The organism is Donghicola sp. (assembly GCF_025210255.1).
Classification (GTDB): Bacteria; Pseudomonadota; Alphaproteobacteria; order Rhodobacterales; family Rhodobacteraceae; genus Donghicola; species Donghicola eburneus.
Genome location: NZ_JAOARZ010000008.1, coordinates 66957 through 83117 on the forward strand (window position 1 = coordinate 66957; position 16161 = coordinate 83117).

15 protein-coding genes are annotated in these 16161 nt (G+C 58.9%); 7 read left to right on the forward strand and 8 right to left on the reverse strand.

Annotated features, from left to right (window positions below; translation table 11 throughout):
* Positions 1 to 20: 20 nt before the first annotated feature.
* The 6 genes from N4A58_RS01380 to purC all read right to left on the reverse strand — a co-directional run bounded on the left by N4A58_RS01380 (position 21) and on the right by purC (position 8292).
* A complete protein-coding gene (locus N4A58_RS01380) occupies positions 21 to 3017 on the reverse strand; it encodes an Rne/Rng family ribonuclease (protein ID WP_293707220.1) in 2997 nt (998 codons plus the stop codon).
* Positions 3018 to 3405: 388 nt separating this feature from the next.
* Positions 3406 to 4740, reverse strand: a complete 1335-nt coding sequence (locus N4A58_RS01385) for a sigma-54 dependent transcriptional regulator (protein WP_072706353.1) — start codon at positions 4738 to 4740, stop codon at positions 3406 to 3408.
* Positions 4741 to 4743: 3 nt separating this feature from the next.
* On the reverse strand, positions 4744 to 6507 hold the full coding sequence (locus tag N4A58_RS01390; RefSeq protein ID WP_083595667.1) for an ATP-binding protein: 1764 nt from the start codon (positions 6505 to 6507) through the stop codon (positions 4744 to 4746).
* 36 nt (positions 6508 to 6543) lie between these two features.
* The gene (gene purQ / locus N4A58_RS01395; protein WP_293707222.1) at positions 6544 to 7212 is read right to left on the reverse strand and encodes a phosphoribosylformylglycinamidine synthase subunit PurQ; all 669 of its coding nucleotides are present in this window, start codon (positions 7210 to 7212) and stop codon (positions 6544 to 6546) included.
* A complete protein-coding gene (purS, locus tag N4A58_RS01400; protein WP_072706350.1) occupies positions 7212 to 7442 on the reverse strand; it encodes a phosphoribosylformylglycinamidine synthase subunit PurS in 231 nt (76 codons plus the stop codon). The genes purQ and purS overlap by 1 nt, the downstream gene beginning before the upstream one ends.
* Before the next feature lie 91 nt (positions 7443 to 7533).
* Positions 7534 to 8292 carry a phosphoribosylaminoimidazolesuccinocarboxamide synthase gene (gene purC / locus N4A58_RS01405; RefSeq protein ID WP_293707227.1) on the reverse strand — a complete coding sequence of 253 codons (759 nt, stop codon included), beginning with the start codon at positions 8290 to 8292 and terminating at the stop codon, positions 7534 to 7536.
* Positions 8293 to 8455: 163 nt separating this feature from the next.
* Between purC and N4A58_RS01410 the strand changes: the two genes are divergently transcribed.
* The 6 genes from N4A58_RS01410 (at position 8456) to N4A58_RS01435 (ending at position 13919) form a co-directional block, all read left to right on the forward strand.
* Positions 8456 to 8782 (forward strand): DUF1476 domain-containing protein, encoded by a 327-nt coding sequence (locus N4A58_RS01410; protein ID WP_293707229.1) that lies wholly within the window; start codon positions 8456 to 8458, stop codon positions 8780 to 8782.
* A gap of 150 nt (positions 8783 to 8932) precedes the next feature.
* Positions 8933 to 9949 (forward strand): betaine--homocysteine S-methyltransferase, encoded by a 1017-nt coding sequence (gene bmt / locus N4A58_RS01415; RefSeq protein ID WP_293707231.1) that lies wholly within the window; start codon positions 8933 to 8935, stop codon positions 9947 to 9949.
* Positions 9950 to 10074: 125 nt separating this feature from the next.
* Positions 10075 to 10773 carry a B12-binding domain-containing protein gene (locus N4A58_RS01420; protein WP_293707233.1) on the forward strand — a complete coding sequence of 233 codons (699 nt, stop codon included), beginning with the start codon at positions 10075 to 10077 and terminating at the stop codon, positions 10771 to 10773.
* A gap of 189 nt (positions 10774 to 10962) precedes the next feature.
* Positions 10963 to 12045 carry a Hint domain-containing protein gene (locus N4A58_RS01425; protein WP_293707234.1) on the forward strand — a complete coding sequence of 361 codons (1083 nt, stop codon included), beginning with the start codon at positions 10963 to 10965 and terminating at the stop codon, positions 12043 to 12045.
* Positions 12046 to 12136: 91 nt separating this feature from the next.
* Complete coding sequence (locus tag N4A58_RS01430) at positions 12137 to 13243, forward strand: Hint domain-containing protein (protein ID WP_293707235.1); 1107 nt, start codon at positions 12137 to 12139, stop codon at positions 13241 to 13243.
* Between the two features lie 28 nt (positions 13244 to 13271).
* On the forward strand, positions 13272 to 13919 hold the full coding sequence (locus tag N4A58_RS01435; RefSeq protein ID WP_293707237.1) for a DUF1638 domain-containing protein: 648 nt from the start codon (positions 13272 to 13274) through the stop codon (positions 13917 to 13919).
* Here the strand turns inward: N4A58_RS01435 and N4A58_RS01440 are convergent.
* Positions 13916 to 14329 carry a SufE family protein gene (locus N4A58_RS01440; RefSeq protein WP_293707239.1) on the reverse strand — a complete coding sequence of 138 codons (414 nt, stop codon included), beginning with the start codon at positions 14327 to 14329 and terminating at the stop codon, positions 13916 to 13918. The genes N4A58_RS01435 and N4A58_RS01440 overlap by 4 nt on opposite strands.
* Before the next feature lie 129 nt (positions 14330 to 14458).
* Between N4A58_RS01440 and N4A58_RS01445 the strand changes: the two genes are divergently transcribed.
* The gene (locus tag N4A58_RS01445; RefSeq protein WP_293707241.1) at positions 14459 to 14929 is read left to right on the forward strand and encodes a hypothetical protein; all 471 of its coding nucleotides are present in this window, start codon (positions 14459 to 14461) and stop codon (positions 14927 to 14929) included.
* Positions 14930 to 14999: 70 nt separating this feature from the next.
* On the opposite strand, the gene rnd is transcribed toward N4A58_RS01445, so the two are convergent.
* Positions 15000 to 16157: a ribonuclease D gene (gene rnd / locus N4A58_RS01450; RefSeq protein WP_072706342.1), complete on the reverse strand. Its 1158-nt coding sequence runs from the start codon at positions 16155 to 16157 to the stop codon at positions 15000 to 15002.
* Positions 16158 to 16161: the final 4 nt, after the last annotated feature.

Here is a 16161-nt window from a genome sequence, read left to right on the forward strand (position 1 = left end):
TTGGGACGCCCTTGGGATCGTTATACGCTCCACCAGCCGGTGCGTTTGGGCTTCGGCGGTTCATTCGACGGCTCTTCAGGCGCAATCTCGGGCTCTGGCGCAGAGGGTGCGGTATCCTCTTGAACAGGCTCGGGCACTTCGCTCACCGGCGCTGGCTGTTCGCTGACGGGCTCGGGCACTTCGACGGGCGTTGTGGTCTCGACAATGGGTGAATCGACAGGCGCTTTGGGGGCAGCAGGCTGCTCTTCGACAGCGGGCTCAGCAGGTTCAGCGGGGGCCTCAGGCGCAGGCTCTTCGGACGCGGGCGCGTCGCTCGCGGGCTGCGCCTCCTCCTTGGCCGGCTCTTCGGTTGCAGGCGCGGGCTCGCTTGTGCTGTCTGCGGCGGGCGCCTCTGAGGGTTTGTCTACGGCCTGAGCATTATCATCAGAGGTATTCTCTGATTTGCCCTCGGCGTCTTGCGACTTGGCCTCATCGCCCTCTTTATTCTTGCCACCACGGCGGCGACGGCGACGGCGCTTCTTGGGCTTGCCGTTGTCATCCCCTTCGGGCTTCTGCTCGGGCGCTTTCGCTTCGGCCGCTTCTTCTGCGGTGTCGTCCTCATCCGAGGGCTGGTCGCTATCCGCGTCCAGCGCATCCATGATCGACGTATCCAGCGTTTCCGCCTCGGGGACAAAGCCACCGATCACACGGACCGCTGTCTTGAACTTCTCGATCGAGAAATCAGGGCTGATCAGGTTGCCGTCAACCTCGATCCGCACGGCCATGCCGTAGCGGTTCTCGATCATCGCCATGTGTTCACGCTTGTGGTTGAACAGGTAGTTCGCGATCTGCAGCGGCACCTTGACCAAGGCTTCTTTGCTACGCCCGCGCACGCCCTCTTCCTCGAGCTGGCGCAGGATGGCCAGAGCCACGTTGTCATCCGAGCGCAGCAGACCTGTGCCGTGACAATGGGGGCACGGCTGGGTGGTCGCCTCGATCATACCCGGACGCAGACGCTGACGGCTCATTTCCATCAGGCCGAAGCCCGAGATGCGGCCCACCTGAATGCGGGCGCGGTCGGTCTTGAGCTTGTCCTTCATCCGCTTTTCGACGGCGGTGTTGTTCTTGCGCTCGTCCATATCGATGAAGTCGATGACGATCAGACCGGCCAAGTCGCGCAGACGAAGCTGGCGCGCCACCTCTTCGGCGGCCTCGAGGTTGGTCTTCAGCGCGGTCTCTTCGATCGAGCCTTCTTTGGTCGCCTTGCCCGAGTTCACGTCGATCGCCACCAGCGCCTCGGTCACACCGATCACGATGTAGCCGCCGGATTTCAGCTGGACGGTCGGGTTGAACATGCTGCTCAGGTAGCTTTCCACCTGGTAGCGCGCGAACAAAGGCATCCGCTCGTTGTAGTGCTTCACGTTCTTGGCGTGGGACGGCATGATCATTTTCATGAAGTCCTTGGCGTTGCGGTAGCCGCGATCGCCTTCTACCAGAACTTCGTCAATCTCGCGGTTGTACAGGTCGCGGATCGAGCGTTTGATCAGATCGCCTTCTTCGTAGATCTTGCAGGGCGCGACGGATTGCAGCGTGTTTTCACGGATCTGTTCCCACATGCGCTGCAGGTATTCGTAGTCGCGCTTGATCTCGGACTTGGTGCGCTGCGCGCCTGCGGTGCGGATGATCAGGCCAGCGCCAAGCGGCACGGCCAATTCACCGGCGATCTCTTTCAGCTTCTTGCGGTCAGCCGCATTGGTGATCTTGCGGCTGATGCCACCGCCACGCGCCGTGTTGGGCATAAGGACGCAATACCGACCAGCAAGGCTGAGGTAGGTTGTCAGAGCCGCGCCTTTGTTGCCGCGCTCTTCTTTCACGACCTGCACCAGCATGATCTGGCGCACCTTGATCACTTCTTGGATCTTGTAACGGCGAGCGCGGGGCTTGCGCGCAGGGCGAATATCCTCGGACTCGTCCTCTTCGGCGACCGATTCGATCTCCGATTTGGGGTCTGCGTCAGACTCCTCTTCGGTTTCTTCCACGGCAGCTTTCTTGGTCGACTTGCGCGGGCTACGCTTAGGCTTCGACGGCTGCTTGGCTTCGCCTTCGTCTTTGGCCGCCTCCTCCGCTTTCGGAGCGTCGTCAGATGTCTGAGCGTCGTCGGCGTTGGTCTCTTCGGATGCGCCCTCTTCCGCGTCATCAAGGTCGATGGTTTCCATGCCAGAGATTTCGCGGGTTTCCACCGCGTCATCGCTGTCATCGTTGCGCGCAGCCTGAGCGGGACGCGGACGGTCATCGCCATCTTCGTCCTTAGCCTCTTCTGCCGCTGAATCTTCGGCTTGGGTCTCTTCCGCCGCCTGCTCTTCGACCGAAGCGTCTTCGGCTTCTGCGGCAGGCGCTTCTTCGACAGACGCTTCTTCAGTAGCGGTCTCGGCTGCGGGCGCTTCCTCAGCGGCAGGTTCCGCAGAGGCTTCTGCTTCGGCAGGAGCCGCCTCGGCTTCAGCGGGCGCTTCTTCGGCAACCGGCGCATCGGCGACAGCTGCTGCGGGCTCTTCGACCGCTACAGGCTCTACGGCGTTTTCGGACGAGGTAGCTTCAGCAGGTGCTTCGGACTTATCCTCGGTTGCCTGGTCTTCGGTAGACGCGTCAGTCTTGGCCGCTTCGGGCTTGTCCGACTTCTTCCGGCGCGAGCGGGACCGCGACCGCTTGGGGCGATCGTTCTCTTCTTCGTCGTCGGATTGCTGTTCAGCGGCCAGAGCACGCTCTTCGGCCATAAGCGCTTCGCGATCTGCAACCGGAATCTGGTAGTAATCGGGGTGGATTTCCGAGAACGCCAAGAACCCGTGGCGGTTTCCGCCGTAATCTACAAATGCTGCCTGAAGAGAGGGTTCGACCCTTGTAACTTTTGCTAGATAGATGTTGCCAGCAAGCTGGCGTTTGTTTTCGGACTCAAAGTCAAATTCCTCAACCTTGTTTCCGTCAACCACCACGACGCGGGTCTCTTCCGCGTGGGTGGCGTCGATGAGCATTTTCTTTCCCATGGTATCTCTTTGCACAGTCCATCGGGGTCCGGAACATGCCGGACGCGCGCGGTGTGGCTGTGTTTTGTAAGGGCGAGCGGAAACGCGCAAAGAGTGGGCGCGGATTGCGCCCTACACTTCACTAAACTTACGTTTGCGCGTTTCATCGCGGTTCTTCTCCGACGCCTTGTGGCGCCATGTTTATGGCCCGTCGCTGTTCGCGTGCCGGGCTGATTTCTTTGGACCTGTGTGCAGGCCCCAAGCGGTTCCGTCGGAAAGGGCGGCTCTGGTAGGCGCGCGGCCTTTGCGGCGAGAAAACTGTTCAGAACGCAGAGAATGCGCCTGTTCTTCCACCTTAAAGGCGAAATTCCCGAAAAGACAATGAATAAATTGCCTTTGGCCAAGTCGCTTACAGATAATCGGCGCGCTGAAGACCGTATTTGGCCATCTTTTCGTTCAGGGTCCGGCGCGGAAGGCACAACTCGTCCATCACGCTGGCGATTGAACCCTTGTGGCGGCGCATGGTGTTGTCGATCAACATGCGTTCGAATGCCTCGACGTATTCCTTGAGCGGTTTGCCTTCGGTCGTCACCACGGGCCGCAAATCGTCATTATCCGCCATCAAGAGGCTGGCGATGGTGCCCGAGCCTCGGCGCGACTGCAGAACTGCGCGCTCGGCAACATTGATCAACTGGCGCACGTTGCCGGGCCAAGGCGCCTGCAAAAGTTGCGCCGCCTCTTGGGCGCTGGGTTCGGGCGCATCACAGCCGTATTCATCTGCGAACTGTTCGGCATGGCGGTTGAACAGGGTCAGGATGTCTTCGCCACGATTACGCAGAGGCGGCAGAGTGATCCGGAGGGCGGCCAAGCGGTAGAACAAGTCATTGCGCAGCGCGTCTTCGACTGTCTTGCCCTGCTCTTGCATGTTGCAAATGCCGATGATGCGGGTCTCGGCAGGCGTGCCTTGCTCATTGATAAAGGACAACAGTCGGGCCTGAACGGTGTCGCTCAGCGTTTCAATGTCTTCTAGAACGAGCGTCCCGCCACGGGCCTCTTCGACCGCAGGCAATTGGGTGTCTTCGGGCTGCATCGGGCCAAACAGGCGTTTGGTGAGCGTATCTTCGTCATAGGCAGAGCAGGACAACAGAACGAACTTGCGCCCTGCCCGACTGCCGACCGCGTGCAACGCGTGGGCCGTCAGGGTTTTGCCGGTCCCCGTTTCGCCATCGATCATGACATGACCATCCGCCTGACCCAGATCGAGGATATCCTCTTTCAAACGGGTCATATCGGGGCCTGTACCGATGATTTTGTTCATCAGTCCTGCCCCGTCGGACAGCTCGCGGCGCAGTGCGCGGTTGTCCAAAACCAGACGCCGCTGGTTCACAGCCTTGCGGGCAATCTCGGTCATCTTGTCTGGATTGAACGGTTTCTCAAGGAAGTCGAACGCGCCCAAACGCATCGCTTCGACCGCGATCGGCACATCGCCGTGCCCTGTGATCATGATCACCGGCAGGCTGCTATCGTTGCCCATCAGCTTTTTCAGCAGACCCATACCGCCGATGCCCGGCATTTTGATGTCGCTGATCACGATGCCCGGATAGTCACTGCCGATCTTGGTCAGCGCATCCTCGGCCGAGGAAAACGTCTCTGTGTCGAAGCCAGAAAGCGCCAGCCACTGGCTAATGGACTGACGCATATCCTGTTCGTCATCCACAATGGCGATCTTAATCACTTGCGACATAGTTTACTCCGCGGCTTCAATATCTTCGAGGTAGATAGGTAATTGCATTTCAAAAACAGCCCCCCCGCCTTCGGCGTTCCGGGCCGTCAGGCGCCCGCCAAGGTCCGTTACAATCCCAGACGAGATCGCCAAACCAAGGCCGACACCTTCGCCAGGCTGTTTGGTGGTGTAAAAGGGTTCGAACAATTCATCGAGATCTTCGATCCCGTGCCCATTGTCCCGCACGGTCAAGGTCGCCGTCTCGCCTGCGCTCAATAGCACATCGACACGCGCATCCGTCCGCCCGCCAACAGCATCCAATGCATTGCGCACGAGATTGATCATGACCTGCTCGATCCGGACGCGGTCGCCCATGACGACCACAGGGTTTTCAGGCACAGCCTTTTCCAGACGCACACGGCCTTGGCGCAATTGCGGCTCCATCATCGACAAGGCCGAGGACAGCGCTTCTTTCATATCAACGGGTTGCAGCTGATCCGACCCCTTGCGAGCGTAGGATTTCAGCTGCTTGGTGATGGCGCCCATGCGTTCGATCAGGTCGTCGATGCGCTGGATCGAGGCCAGCGCCTCTTCGGCGCGGTTTCGGCTCAGCAGCAGTCGCGCCCCCGCCAAATAAGTCTTCATCGCGGCCAGCGGCTGGTTCAGCTCGTGACTGACAGCCGCAGACATCTCGCCCAAAGCTGCCAGTTTCGACGACTGTGCCAGGGATTGCTCGGTCACAGCCAGTGTCTCCTGAACGCGCTCGCGTTCGGCGATTTCTCGCTGCAAACGCAGGTTCAGGGCGCGCAGCTCTGCACTTTCGCGCTGTACCAACATCACCCGCGTGGCGTTCTTGCGGCTCAGAAAATAAAATCCAAGCGCAAGCGCGATCGCAAAGGCCATGATTTCCAGCGCCAGAACGCCGTTCACTTTCTCGCGAACACTGCTGTAATTGGTGTAGGTGACGATATTCCAGCCACGGAACGGGATCCGGCCAGACAGCCGCATCACGGCTTCGCCGCGCAGGTAGACGTCGTTCACATCGCCTGTCCACTCGGCGGTCGCCTGCAAAGCGCGTTCGATCGCTGTCGTGGCAGGCTGCCGTTCCAGCGCTGCATCTTCGCTCAGGCCGCGCCACTTGGGTTCTGTGGCCAGAATGATCTGCCCTTCACTATCAGTCACGATCACCGCATCGGTGATCCCCGCCCAAGCGCTTTCGAATTTGCCCAAGTCTGCTTCGACAACAATGACGCCGATGGGGACGCCGCCCTCTTCGATCCGGCGGGAATAGGCGAATACGAAAGCCCCCGTGGGACGCAGGGTTTTGGTGAAAACGGTCCCGTTCGAGCGCAAAGCTTCGACAAAGTAATTCGAGTTCCGGTGCGTGCTACCAAGACGTTCCCGCGCCGTTGCCGCCACGGTCCGCCCGTCACGGTCCAGCAGCATCAGGGACGCAGCCCCGATTTCATCCACGAACGAAATCAGACGCTGGGAACTGCGCGAGAAATCTTGCGAATTAAGCGCCCCGATCAGCGAGGGATCGCGCGCCAAAAGCTGTGGCACAATGGCGTTGCGGCGGAGCTCACTCAGCAACTGGCCGGAATACAAGGCCAAGCGCACCTCGGCCCTATTTTGCGTGGTCTCGATGAAGCGCGAGGTCAGCCAAACCTTGGTGCCCCAGACAATCGCCACGGCCACCAAAAGCAAAAGCGCCACCGCAAAGCGGGTCACCCAGACCCGTTTGCGATGACGCAAGGAACGTGGTTTTGTCCGAGCGGCTTGGTTCATGGTCAAAGACTATGCCAAGCCCCCTTTAGCCTCAAGTCAGGCAGAAACAAAGCCGTCGATCAGTGTGCGGAAAAGCGCCTGTCCATCGGCACTTCCTTGCAAAGGCTCAATCGCCCGCTCAGGGTGCGGCATCATCCCCAGAACGCGGCGGTTCTCGGAGAAGACACCGGCGATGTCGCCAGCCGACCCGTTGGGGTTGTCGGTATAGGTGAATGCCACCTGACCTTCGCCTTGCAGACGAGCCAGCAGCTCGTCATCGGCGCGGTAGTTACCATCGTGGTGCGCGACAGGAATGGTGATTTCAGCGCCAGCCGCGTAGCCGCTGGTGAAATCGGTTTCCGCATTCTCGACCTTCAGGCCAACAGGCTTGCACACGAACTTGAGGTTGGTGTTGCGGATCAGCGCGCCGGGAACCAGACGGGTCTCGGTCAGAACCTGAAAACCATTACAGATCCCAAGCACATAGCCGCCGCGGTTCGCGTGATCGACGACGGCGCGGCAGACCGGCGAATTCGCCGCAATCGCGCCGCAACGCAGATAGTCACCGAACGAAAAGCCGCCGGGAATGCCGATCACGTCGACATTTACGGGCAGCTCTGCATCCTTGTGCCAAACGCGAACAACCTCCGCGCCAGCGCTCTCGAACGCAACCGCGAGATCGCGGTCACAGTTCGATCCGGGAAAGGTGATGACTGCTGCGCGCATCAGACCAGCTCGATCTCGTATTTTTCGATCACGGTGTTTGCCAGCAGCTGTTCGCACATCTGGGTCACGGTCTCTTCGGTGGTGCCTTCGGGCAGATCCAGTTCGATCACTTTGCCCTGACGCACACCGCCAACGCCGTCAAAGCCCAATGCACCAAGAGCGTGGCGCACAGCCTCGCCTTGCGGGTCCAGAACCCCTTCTTTCAGCATCACATGAACGCGCGCCTTCATGGCAGTCTCCTCGGCATGTCGCTTGGGGGCATGGCCCCGTCAGTCTTTGGTAAAGTCAAATGGCGCTGAGGGGACCCCAGCGCCACGAGTATTAGTTGACGGCTACGGGGCCGGTGCCGTTGTTGCCCTCGGGGATGATCCCCAGACGGCGGGCCACTTCGGCATACGCATCGGTCAGGCTGCCCAGATCACGGCGGAACACGTCTTTGTCCAGCTTCTGGCCGGTCTTCAGGTCCCAGAGGCGGCAGCTATCGGGGCTGATTTCATCCGCAACGACCAGACGCTGGAAGTCACCTTCGTACACGCGGCCAATCTCGATCTTGAAGTCCACCAGACGGATGCCGACGGCCATCATCACGCCCGACATGAAGTCGTTGACGCGCAGCGCAAGGCTAACGATGTCGTCCATGTCCTGCTGGCTGGCCCAACCAAATGCCGCGATGTGCTCTTCGGACACCAGCGGATCACCCAGCTTGTCGTCTTTGTAGCAATATTCCACGATGGGACGGGGCAGCGGCGTGCCCTCTTCGATCCCCAAACGCTTGGACAGCGAACCAGCCGCGTAGTTGCGGACAATCACTTCCAGAGGAATGATCTCGCAAGAACGGCAGAGCTGCTCGCGCATATTCAGACGACGCAAGAAGTGCGTCGGGACACCGATATTGTTCAGGCCGGTCATAAAGAACTCGGACAGACGGTTGTTCAACACGCCCTTACCGTCGATCACGTCCTTCTTCTCGGCATTGAAAGCGGTGGCGTCGTCTTTGAAATACTGAACGATGGTGCCCGGCTCGGGGCCTTCGTACAGAATTTTCGCCTTGCCTTCGTAGATTTTCGTGCGCCGTGCCATGAGCTGTGTCGGTCTCCTGAGTTTGGCCCGAACAAGGGCCTTAAAGCGCCCTCATAGAGCAAGCCTTGGAATGTCGCAAGACGGGGTGTCACCTATCCATGCAGTCAGGCGGAATCAGGGCGCTAACATGCTAGGCTTTACAGGCAGCACACAGGAGAACCCGATGGGACTATTTGACGACCGCCAGCGCGCGTTTGAAGCGCGCTTCGCCCACGAAGAGGACAAAGCGTTCCGCGTGTCGGCGTTGCGCAGCCGCATGATGGCGGCTTGGGCTGCGGACCTGATGGGCAAAACGGGGCCCGAAGCGCAGGACTATGTCGACAGCATTGTTCACGATCAGGTCTGTGCGCCGCGCGACTTGGATCAATGTGATACACTCTTGGATCGCCTGAGCGACGATCTACAGGACGCCATTTCTGCGGCAACCTTGGCGGTCAAGATGGACGCGATCGACGCCACTGCCCGGCAAAAGGTAGACGACGGCGCCTGACGCTAGCCCATCATAAGCGCGACACCCCAGACCGAGTGTCGTTTTCCGGTATGGCGGCAACCCCTTCATGATGTTTATGACGATTTCAGATTTGATCCCGTCGCCAATCCGTGGCACCCGCTGGAAAACGAACACACAGGACGACACATAATGACCGATGCGCTGACCAAACTGCTTTCTGAACGTGACTGGCTCATGGCCGACGGGGCGACGGGCACCAACCTGTTCAACATGGGGCTCTCCTCTGGGGACGCGCCCGAACTGTGGAATGCCGACGAACCTGAAAAGATCAAGAAGCTCTATAGCCTTGCCGTGAATGCGGGCAGCGACATCTTCTTGACCAACTCTTTTGGCGGGAACGCCTCGCGCCTCAAACTCCACAGCGCGGAAAACCGTGTGCGCGAATTGAACCGTCTGGCGGCTGAACTCGGCCGTGAAGTGGCAGATGCCGCTGGCCGCCCCGTGATCGTCGCAGGCTCTGTCGGCCCGACCGGCGAGATTTTTGAACCCATGGGCCCGCTGACCCATGCCGCCGCCGTCGAGATGTTCCACGAACAGGCCGAGGGCCTGAAAGAAGGCGGCGCGGACGTGCTCTGGCTGGAAACCATCTCTGCCCCCGAAGAATACCAAGCAGCCGCCGAAGCCTTTGCGCTGGCGGGCATGCCGTGGTGTGGCACCATGAGCTTTGACACCGCAGGCCGCACCATGATGGGCGTCACCAGCCAGTCCATGGTCGACATGGTGAACGCGCTGGACAACAAGCCGCTGGCGTTCGGCGCAAACTGCGGCGTTGGCGCGGCGGACCTGCTGCGGACCGTGGCGGGCTTTGTCGCAACTGGCACCGAAATCCCTGTGATCGCCAAGGGCAACGCGGGCATTCCCAAATACCACGATGGCCACATCCACTATGACGGCACCCCCGAGTTGATGGGCCAGTACGCCGTTCTGGCACGGGACATGGGCGCGCGGATTATTGGCGGATGCTGTGGCACCATGCCCGAGCATTTGGCAGCCATGCGCGCCGCACTGGAAAACACGCCCAAAGGCCCGCGTCCGACGCTCGAAGATATCGCCGAAAAGATGGGCGGATTCTCTTCGGCCAGCGACGGAACGGGCGACCAGAGCGATGCCCCTGCCCGTTCGCGCCGCAGCCGTCGTCGCAGCTAATTAACAGAAGTCGGTGAAGTGATCGGGAATGTCGTAAATGCACAGCCCGATCACAGATTTACGACAGTAAAACCAAAGAAAATCGCAGCGCCTTCGGGCCCCATCTCTTTGCAAGGATACGCGCCATGTCGGAAGAAGACGACATCATCCTCTCGGAACTGAATGACGAGGAACTGGTCGAACAGATGATGGACGACCTCTATGACGGTCTCAAGGAAGAGATCGAAGAGGCCGTTAACATTCTGCTCGAACGCGGTTGGGCCCCCTACGACATCCTGACCAAAGCGTTGGTTGCAGGCATGACCATCGTGGGCCACGATTTCCGCGACGGCATCCTGTTCGTTCCCGAAGTGCTGCTGGCCGCCAACGCGATGAAGGGCGGCATGGCCATTCTGAAGCCTCTGCTGGCCGAAACCGGCGCACCGCGCATGGGCAAGATGGTCATCGGCACCGTCAAAGGCGACATCCACGACATCGGCAAGAACCTTGTTGCGATGATGATGGAAGGCGCTGGCTTTGAAGTGGTCGATATGGGCATCAACAACGCCGTTGAAGCCTATCTGGAGACGCTGGAAGCCGAGAAGCCCGATATTCTGGGCATGTCCGCTCTGCTGACCACTACCATGCCTTACATGAAGGTCGTGATCGACACCATGCAGGAGCAAGGCATTCGTGACGACTACATCGTTCTGGTCGGTGGTGCACCCCTGAACGAAGAGTTCGGCAAAGCGATCGGCGCTGACGGCTACTGCCGCGACGCAGCCGTTGCGGTCGAGATGGCCAAAGACTTCATCTCGCGTCGTCACAACCAGATGAACGCCTAAGCGTCATCCACGCTAAAATCGATTTGATTAAAAGCCGCGCTTGCAAAAGCGCGGTTTTCTTTTTGCGCATTATGTAAGTATTACATACCTTTGACACCACCAAAGTGATGCTCTAAGCAACGATAAAATCTAACATTCACAAGTCGTTAATCATCACTAGAATAAAGATATTCTGGGAGCACGAGTGTCATGTCTACAACCTTCAACGCGATCTATCTGGGCCAGCATGCGCTGATCGACCCGACCGAAGGGAACTATAACGCCGAGAATGCAGGTGCGCTTGTTGGCATGACCTTTGGCGGCGAAAATGACGCTTTGGTAAACGACTTTGTGGAGATCGCGCCGGCTGGTTTTACCGGCGACTACTACAATCAGGACAACTGGGAAGCGACCGAGCCCTTTACGGTCGACGGCACCAATCAAGCCAACTTCGACGCGATCGTCGCTTACAATGCCACCATCACTTATGTCGATGGGACGACGGCGGATATGGTCGTCGCGGTGTTTCAGGACGATGCCGGCAACACCTATATGGCCCCCTTTGCGGCTGCTGGCGCCTCGCAGGATCAGCTCGAGGTTAAACCGATCCGGTCGCTAACGCTGAACTCCGTCAACAAGTCGGACTACAACGGCATGACTGCCGACCGTCAGACGTGGAATTACGCGGTGTGTTTTACCGCTGGAACGCTGATTGAGACAGCGACGGGCGAGCGCCCTGTCGAAACCCTGCGCGCAGGTGATCTGGTCAAGACCGTGGATCATGGCCTGCAACCCCTGCGCTGGATCGGCAAGAAAGAGGTCGTAGCCTCCGGCGCCTTTGCCCCCGTGCGCTTCGCATCGGGCGCCATGGGCAACAAACGCGCGATCAGCCTGTCGCAGCAACATCGCGTGCTGCTGTCCGGTTGGCAGACCGAACTTGTCTCTGGCGCAAGAGAGGCCCTGACCGCGGCCAAAAATCTTGTTAACGGAAGTGACATCACCTTGCAGACCGGCGGGAATGTCACCTACGTGCATCTGCTCTTTGACAGGCACGAAATCATCTATGCCGAAGGAATGCCAAGCGAAAGCTTCCACCCCGGTGACAAGTCGTGGTCCATGCTCTCTCGGGCGAGCCAATCGGAGATTATCGCTTTATTTCCAGAGATTAGGTTCTTTGGCGCCGACGGCTTTGGCGAAGTCGCCCGTCCGGTTCTGCGCGGATACGAAGCCAAGCTTGTTCAGAGCATGCTAAAACCCAAGACTAACGCCACGACACCCGCCCTCATGCACTAATTGCAAAAACGTAAATGCATCTTTCCTAAATTTAGCCACAATTAGTTAATACCTCCGGACGTACTGATTAACTTTAGTGCGAGTTTCCGTTGTGGCGACGACGTTTAACGTTCTATTTCTGGGCAATCTGGTCGACCTCGATACCAACGAGGGCAACTATGTTGCCGAAAATGCGGATGCTTTGGTCGGGATGACCTTTGGCACGCAAGACGCGCCGATCCAAGACAGCTACTACGAATTTTCCAAGGTATCGAACCAAGACGGGTACTACCGCACGGACAACTCCGGCTGGGGTGACACTTACGACGACTTCCGAGTGACGGCGCAGGATGGGACGTCTTATGTGCTCGAGATGGACTCGACCGTCGTCTACAACGCAACCCTGACCTACATGAATGGCGAAACAGCCCAGATCACGGCTGTTGTGTTCCAAGATCGGTATGGCAACACCTTTCTCGCGCCCGAATACAGCGAAAACCAAGACCAGACCTACCTCGAATATCGCGGCATTCGGATGGTCACGCTGGACTCGCTCGAAACTGACTCCTCTCTTGGCCTGAACGAGGACCGCCAAACCTTTGAATTCGTGACGTGCTTTACCAAAGGCACCATGATCCTGACCTCCAACGGCGAGCGCCCAATCGAGGACTTGCGCCCCGGTGACATGATCTGGACGATGGATGACGGTCTACAGCCCCTACGCTGGATCGGCAGCAAAGACGTCGACGGCACGGGCGATCTGGCGCCCATCGAGTTTGCGGCGGGCAGCCTAGGGTCTGAGCGGGTTCTCAAGGTTTCTCCAAACCACCGGATGTACCTTTTCGGTGCATCGCTCGCCCTGCACTTGGGCGAAGAAGACGGTCTGGCGATGGCCAAGCATATGGTGAACGGTGCGGATGTGCGTGTCGCGCCGCAGGCCAAGGTCACCTACATGCACATGATGTTCGACCGTCATCAGATCGTACTGGCCAACGGCGTTCTGGCCGAAAGCTTTCATCCCGGCGACTATGCGATGACCTGCCTGACCGACGAGGCGCGGGTCGAGGTCCTGAGCCTCTTCCCCGAATTGGTTGATCGTCCTGCTGCGTACGGGACAACCGCGCGCTTTGTGATGAAGCGGCACGAGGTTGCCGCAATCCTGCGCGATGTGGTCGCGACCACACCTTGGAAGCCGTCGGAGTTTGCCTTAGCGTCGTGATCCAGATTGATCCGCGCATAGGTGGCCCATGGCGATCACGCCAAATGATTCCGACCTCATTTACTCTGATGTTGCCCTGCAGACAGGCACCAAATCGGTTCTGCTGATAGCCTGCGGCGCCTTGGCCCGCGAGGTTCTGGCCATTTGCGAGGGCAACGGCTGGTCGCACATCACCGTCACGTGCTTGCCCGCGATCCTGCACAATACGCCGGAAAAGATTCCCGCAGCCGTCAGTGCCGCTGTTGAGAAACACCGCACGTCCTATGACAAGATTTATGTGCTCTATGCGGACTGTGGGACCGGCGGTCTGCTTCAGGCAACATGCGGAGAACTCGGCGTCGAGATGCTCCGCGGCCCGCATTGCTACAGCTTTTTCGAGGGGAACGCGGCCTTTGCAGCGCGGGACGAATTCACAGCGTTCTACCTAACGGATTTTCTGGTCCGCCAATTCGATGCTTTTGTCTGGAAACCCCTTGGGCTCGACAAACATCCATCGCTCAAGGACATGTACTTCGGAAACTACGAAAAGCTGGTCTACCAAGCACAAACCGATGATCCGGTCCTTACGGCCAAAGCCGAGGACTGCGCCGCGCGCTTGGGCTTGCCATTCGAACGGCGCTTTACTGGATATGGCGATCTGGCCAATGAAATGCAGAAATTTGTCGGCAGCGCTTAGGCCGCTGCCGCTGCGCTGCTTTCCTTGAGGCGCTGGATCATGGCACGGAGGCCATTTGACCGCTGAGAGGACAGGTTTTCCTCAAGTCCCAGACGCGTCAGTTCCGCTTTGGCGTCGACCTGCGCGGCTTCGGCTGGTGGCAATCCGGAATAGAGCGTGTGTAACAAGGCGATCAGACCGCGAACGATCATCGCGTCACTGTCGCCTTGGAAATCGAAACGGCCCTCTTTGACCTCTGGGTGGATCCACACTTGACTGGCGCAGCCGTCCACCTTGGTCGCGGGCACCTTGAGCGCATCGTCCATCGGGGCCATGTCCTTGCCCATTTCGATGACCATGCGGTACCGGTCCTCCCAATCCTCCAGAAACTCGAAATCCTCGACAATTGCTTCGAATGCTTCGGTTGCCATGGGTGCTCCTTTCAGGTCCTGAGTGTGATCTAAGTCCTGCAGGGGCCAAGGTCCAGCCCGCAAAGGCTTTTCAACGCAGACAGGATCGGTTAGCCCTGTGATCAATCAATTCTCAGAGGGCTTGTTTCGATGTTCCGCACCCTGCCTGTCGCTCTTTGCGCCGTCTTGCTGGTTTCTGGCTGTGGCAGCCGGCTCAATCCTATGAACTGGTTCGACAGCGGACCGAGTGGCCCTGCTGATGCTGTTGCCGTTTCGGACTCGGATATGTCCGAGATCATGGAAGAGGCGACCGCCCTACCGCTGGTCGCTGGCCTGAAATCGCTGAACGCGGAGCCTATCCCTGGGGGCCTGATCCTGCATGCCGTCGGCGTCTCGGCACGTCAGCAATACCACAGCGCCGTGCTCGTCCCCGTGCCGACAGACGAAGCAGGCGTAATGCTTTTCGATTTCGTCGCCCTACCGCCGGATGTGGCGACCCGCGTGGGCACAGAGCGCAGCCGCGAACTGACCGTCGCGACCAAGCTGACCAACCGCGGACTCGAAGGCATACGGACCCTGCGCGTGCGCTCTGCCGCGAATGTGTTGTCGGTTCGCCGCTAACATCTGCTTATAGCTAGAAATGACAAAGGGGCCCTATAGGCCCCTTTTTTCGTGGTATCCAGCCAAAGGGTCACAGTTCGATAATACGAACCTTCTCGCCCTTGGCCGTCAGGGCAATCTCTCCATCGCACAGACGCAGGGCGTCATTGCCGAACACCTCTTTGCGCCAACCGCGCAGCGCCGCAACATCGCGTTGACCCGCTGCAATCGCGTCCAGTTCATTGGCCGAGGCGATCAGCTTCTGCGCCACGTCGGACTCAGCGGTCTTGGCCTTGAGCAGTACGCGAAGGAGATCGGCAAGCGCCGGATTAACCTTGAGCTTGTCATTACTGTCCGCGACCTTGGGCATGTCCTCGGGCGGGCAATTCACGCCGGCTTTGACGGCGGTTAGAATACCATCCGCAATTTCACCTTTGCGCGCTTCGCGCAGCAGAAGTCGTGAACGGCCCAGATCCTTGTGATCGCTGGGCTTGGTCGAGGCCAACTCAAGGATGGCGTCGTCCTTCATGATCCGGCTTCGCGGAATGTCGTTTTTCTGAGCATAAGCCTCGCGGAAGCGGGCCAGTTCGCGCACAATCGCCAGAAATTTACCCGAGTTGGTGCGCGTCTTGATCCGCATCCACGCATCATCAGGGTCGGTGATGTAAGTTTCCGGCGTTGTCAGCGTGCTCAGTTCCTCAGACACCCATTTCGACCGGCCCGAGCGCTGGAGGCGTTCGTTCAGATATTCATAGATATCGCGCAGGTGGGTCACATCTGCCAGCGCATAGGTCTTTTGTGCATCAGTCAGCGGGCGGCGCGACCAATCGGTAAAGCGCGAGGTTTTGTCCAGCGACTTCTTGGGGATTTTACGAACCAGCGTCTCATACCCCACCTGCTCGCCGAAACCGCAGACCATGGCGGCGACCTGCGTGTCGAACAATGGATGGGGAATAATCTGACGATCAACGTAGAAGATTTCCAGATCCTGACGGGCCGCGTGGAAGACTTTCACCACGCCCGCGTCCTCGAACAGGGTGTAGAGCGGCGACAGGTCCAAGCCATCAACCAGCGGGTCCACCAGTACCGCGTCGTTTTCACCATCGCCACGGTAGGCCAGCTGGATCAGACAGAGCTTCGAGTAATAGGTGCGCTCGCGCAGGAACTCGGTATCGACTGTCACATAGGGCGTTTTTGCCGCCGCTTGGCAAAACGCTTCCAGCTCTTGGGTGGTGGTGATGGTTTTCATAAAC

What these genes read in the sequence shown, in the direction of transcription:
- bmt (WP_293707231.1), top strand. Translation starts at nt 8,933, where the DNA reads ATGACCGATGCGCTGACCAAACTGCTTTCTGAACGTGACTGGCTCATG.
- N4A58_RS01435 (WP_293707237.1), top strand. Translation starts at nt 13,272, where the DNA reads ATGGCGATCACGCCAAATGATTCCGACCTCATTTACTCTGATGTTGCC.
- purQ (WP_293707222.1), bottom strand. Translation starts at nt 7,212, where the DNA reads ATGCGCGCAGCAGTCATCACCTTTCCCGGATCGAACTGTGACCGCGAT.
- N4A58_RS01425 (WP_293707234.1), top strand. Translation starts at nt 10,963, where the DNA reads ATGTCTACAACCTTCAACGCGATCTATCTGGGCCAGCATGCGCTGATC.
- N4A58_RS01385 (WP_072706353.1), bottom strand. Translation starts at nt 4,740, where the DNA reads ATGTCGCAAGTGATTAAGATCGCCATTGTGGATGACGAACAGGATATG.
- N4A58_RS01410 (WP_293707229.1), top strand. Translation starts at nt 8,456, where the DNA reads ATGGGACTATTTGACGACCGCCAGCGCGCGTTTGAAGCGCGCTTCGCC.
- N4A58_RS01380 (WP_293707220.1), bottom strand. Translation starts at nt 3,017, where the DNA reads ATGGGAAAGAAAATGCTCATCGACGCCACCCACGCGGAAGAGACCCGC.
- N4A58_RS01420 (WP_293707233.1), top strand. Translation starts at nt 10,075, where the DNA reads ATGTCGGAAGAAGACGACATCATCCTCTCGGAACTGAATGACGAGGAA.
- purC (WP_293707227.1), bottom strand. Translation starts at nt 8,292, where the DNA reads ATGGCACGGCGCACGAAAATCTACGAAGGCAAGGCGAAAATTCTGTAC.
- purS (WP_072706350.1), bottom strand. Translation starts at nt 7,442, where the DNA reads ATGAAGGCGCGCGTTCATGTGATGCTGAAAGAAGGGGTTCTGGACCCG.
- N4A58_RS01390 (WP_083595667.1), bottom strand. Translation starts at nt 6,507, where the DNA reads ATGAACCAAGCCGCTCGGACAAAACCACGTTCCTTGCGTCATCGCAAA.
- N4A58_RS01445 (WP_293707241.1), top strand. Translation starts at nt 14,459, where the DNA reads ATGTTCCGCACCCTGCCTGTCGCTCTTTGCGCCGTCTTGCTGGTTTCT.
- N4A58_RS01440 (WP_293707239.1), bottom strand. Translation starts at nt 14,329, where the DNA reads ATGGCAACCGAAGCATTCGAAGCAATTGTCGAGGATTTCGAGTTTCTG.
- rnd (WP_072706342.1), bottom strand. Translation starts at nt 16,157, where the DNA reads ATGAAAACCATCACCACCACCCAAGAGCTGGAAGCGTTTTGCCAAGCG.